Source organism: Nostoc sp. 'Peltigera membranacea cyanobiont' 232 (assembly GCF_002245985.1).
In the GTDB taxonomy this organism is placed as follows: domain Bacteria; phylum Cyanobacteriota; class Cyanobacteriia; order Cyanobacteriales; family Nostocaceae; genus Nostoc.
This window is the reverse complement of sequence record NZ_NOLK01000335.1, coordinates 1-2,981: the sequence shown is the minus strand read 5'-3', so window position 1 is coordinate 2,981 and position 2,981 is coordinate 1. Positions and strand designations below refer to the sequence as shown.

General features: G+C 36.6%; 3 protein-coding genes and 1 pseudogene. 2 read left to right on the top strand and 2 right to left on the bottom strand.

Going from position 1 to position 2,981, the window contains the following annotated elements; all coding sequences use genetic code 11:
* Positions 1-956, top strand: a 956-nt coding sequence (locus tag CDG79_RS44625) for a CAAD domain-containing protein (protein WP_317616649.1), incomplete at its 5' end; no start/stop codon positions are given.
* 312 nt (positions 957-1,268) lie between these two features.
* On the opposite strand, the gene CDG79_RS39995 is transcribed toward CDG79_RS44625, so the two are convergent.
* Positions 1,269-2,177, bottom strand: coding sequence for a transposase family protein (locus tag CDG79_RS39995; RefSeq protein ID WP_094346980.1), 909 nt, complete (start codon positions 2,175-2,177; stop codon positions 1,269-1,271).
* Between the two features lie 152 nt (positions 2,178-2,329).
* Here CDG79_RS39995 and CDG79_RS39990 point away from each other — a divergent pair.
* Positions 2,330-2,533, top strand: a pseudogene (locus CDG79_RS39990) (transposase); the annotation flags it as partial.
* Positions 2,534-2,623: 90 nt separating this feature from the next.
* Here the strand turns inward: CDG79_RS39990 and CDG79_RS39985 are convergent.
* A partial coding sequence (locus CDG79_RS39985; RefSeq protein WP_189525317.1) for a transposase occupies positions 2,624-2,981 on the bottom strand: 358 nt, incomplete at its 5' end.

Here is a 2,981-nt window from a genome sequence, read left to right as displayed (position 1 = left end):
CGATGTCGTCGAAGTTTGGACACCAAGAGGATTTTGAGAAGGTAATTGCCAGAGGTGAAGAAGGGACTATCTATATTGATGATGGCAATGAACTGGAGTTCTTTGAGGTGCTGGAGATGGTCAAGCCGGATTTGGTGTTGACTGGGCCACGGGTGGGTGCTTTGGTGAAGAAGTTGCATTTGCCTTATGTGAATGGTCATGGCTACCACAATGGCCCTTATATGGGTTTTGAAGGTGCGGTGAATATGGCACGGGATATGTACAATGCCATTTATTCCCCTCTGATGAAACTCGCTCAATCTGATATCCGTGGTGAGCAAATGAAAACTGTTATCCCTGAAGAAAAGAGGAAATTTAAAGAGAGTAAAGTACAACAATCGAAATCTGTTGATATTACATCTACCGAACCGATGCCTACGGCGGTAAACTACGCAGTACTTGAAAGTTCAAACCTTGATACTCAACCATTGCTAATACCTAATAATCAACCATTACTTCAGGAGAATGAAGTACAACAATCGAAATCTATTGATATTACATCTACCGAAGCGATGCCTACGGCGGTAAACTACGCAGCAGTTGAAAGTTCAAACCTTGATACTCAACCATTGCTAATACCTGATAATCAACCCTTACCTCAACGGCAGCAAATTGGCGGGAAAATCTCTGCATTTTTGGAGCAATTACCTAAATACTTAGGTAGCTTTTCCACTGAATACCAACTGCCAATTATTTGTTTTGCTACAATTATTACAGCGACTGTTGCAGTTAAGATAATTCTAGCTGTATTAGATGTAATAAATGAAATTCCGCAGTTAAATCTAGTTTTTGAGTTGACTGGAATTGGTTACTTAATCTGGTTTGTTTTCCGATATCTATTCAAAGCTTCCACTCGGCAAGAATTAGCTGCACAAATTAGTTTTATCCAAAAAGAAATTGTCGAGGGACAAGATTAATAAGCTATTGTGCCTCCACATTTGCTTTCTTTCATAGTGAAAGAAGGCACAAGGCAAACAAACAGATCCCCGCGCGGGAGCAATGCGAAAATGTGAGATCGGATTTTATATCTAAATTACCAGGGCTTATTCCCAATAGACTCATCCGCGAATCATGAAAGCTTATCAGAAGAGAGTTACAAGGATTTGCACGGAAGGAGCGATCGCCATCTGGCTGTACGAGGAAATAAGGGTTTGAAGGCATTGAGAGAGAAAAAAATGGAATTAGAGCAGAAACGTAGAATCAGAATAAATAAATTTACAAATAGCAAATTAAGTACTAATGGTAACAGAAAATAACCGATTAATTCTTAACCTTACCAACCCACAGACAGCCATAATTACCTGATTATATCGATGACGCGCTAGACGAAATCTATCACTGGCTACTCGAAATATTTTTACCCGACATATCATGTGTTCAACAGCAATTCTTCGTGACGACAGTTGTTTATTCTCTTGCTTTTGGAATTCGGATATTTCTGTATTCTTTCGCTTTTTATGAGGTGTGGTAATGGCATCATCTCCAATGTAGGCTTTATCTCCAAGAAACTTTTGTGAGGGTAGAAATTTATTGCGGGTATCTCGAAATAGATTAATATCGCTCATTTTACCCAACATTCCCACACAGACATCTACAATATCTTCGCCATTTGGTAGGATAATAAACTGGTTTTTTAAAGTATGCATTTTTTTCTTGCCAGAGTAGTATTTTTTTTGTTCTTGATAGTCTACGGGTCTTGCTACAGCTTGTTCTGCACTATCGATGATTAATTCGTATTCTGACAGCATTCTCTGTAATTCTTGATATTTTTGACTGTTTGATTCAACTTCTTCTATTTGAGATGCTGGTAAAATTTCTCTCAATATATCTACCCAGTAATTAAACGCATCATTGGCTTTGGTTTTAGAAATATCAAAGAGTAAGCCTAAAATCTCAAAAATTGGTTTTTGCCTGAGGTAAACTAGACATAAGCATACTCCTTCTTTAGGTGAAATCTCTGCTTTGCGTCCACCTCCCTTGGCAATAATACGGACTTTATTTTTTTCAAGTTCTGCCTGTTTCTCTATATGCCTTTGCTCTGCCAAGACTACCAATGCTAAAAACTGGTCATAATTAATTCCAATTAGACGTTTTGCTTCGTGGGGATGTGATTCAATTCTTGCCAAAGGGCTTGTCATATTCTCTACATATAATTTTTACTCCATTTTTCATTATCCCACTTTGTTTATATTAAGGATATGTCTAATAAACCGAGGTCGAAGTTCCTTGTTTTTGCCTTTTCTAAGTAGCGATCGCTAAGACTCTAGGTAATTTATGTTACCTATCTTTCATGGCTTCTTTAATCCCCTGGACAGAATTTGAGTCGGAATATTCTTCATTTTTCAATGCAGAGATGGGGGCACCAGCAAAGTCATTTCGGATGGCATTAGGTGCATTAATAATTAAAGAAAAATTGGGGATAAGTGACAGAGAAACAGTAGAGCAAATTAAAGAAAATCCTTATTTACAGTACTTTATAGGAATTTCATTCTATAGTAATACCAATTTAATATGAAGCTGCATAGAAAAGAGCTTCTAAAATAAAGTTATAAGAAGGGACAGATAAGCTAATACGCAGCTAAATTTAATAAATAGCATTACCTTTATTTTTAATCTTGCGCTCCCATTTAATAATAAGACCTCCTTCATTTAACAATTTATTTAATAACTCTTCTAGCTGTGATACTGACTCGAACAATCTATGAGCTATATATTCTTTTGCTGAATGCCAAACTAATTCAATCAAATTATAATCGGGGCTATAAGGTGGTAGAAACTCAAGGATAATATTTGGCATTTCTGTCTTAATATTAGCTAAGATATCTTTTCTTTTATGGAAGCTGGCATTATCTAAGATGATCGCTATTTTCGCAGAACATTTATTAAAAGTCTCAGTTGGATTCCCTTGCTCTATCCATTCTTGCAAGAGAAAATTATTTAAA

Excerpts from the sequence above, each read along its gene's own strand:
- CDG79_RS39995 (WP_094346980.1), bottom strand. The coding sequence starts at position 2,177 with ATGACAAGCCCTTTGGCAAGAATTGAATCACATCCCCACGAAGCAAAA.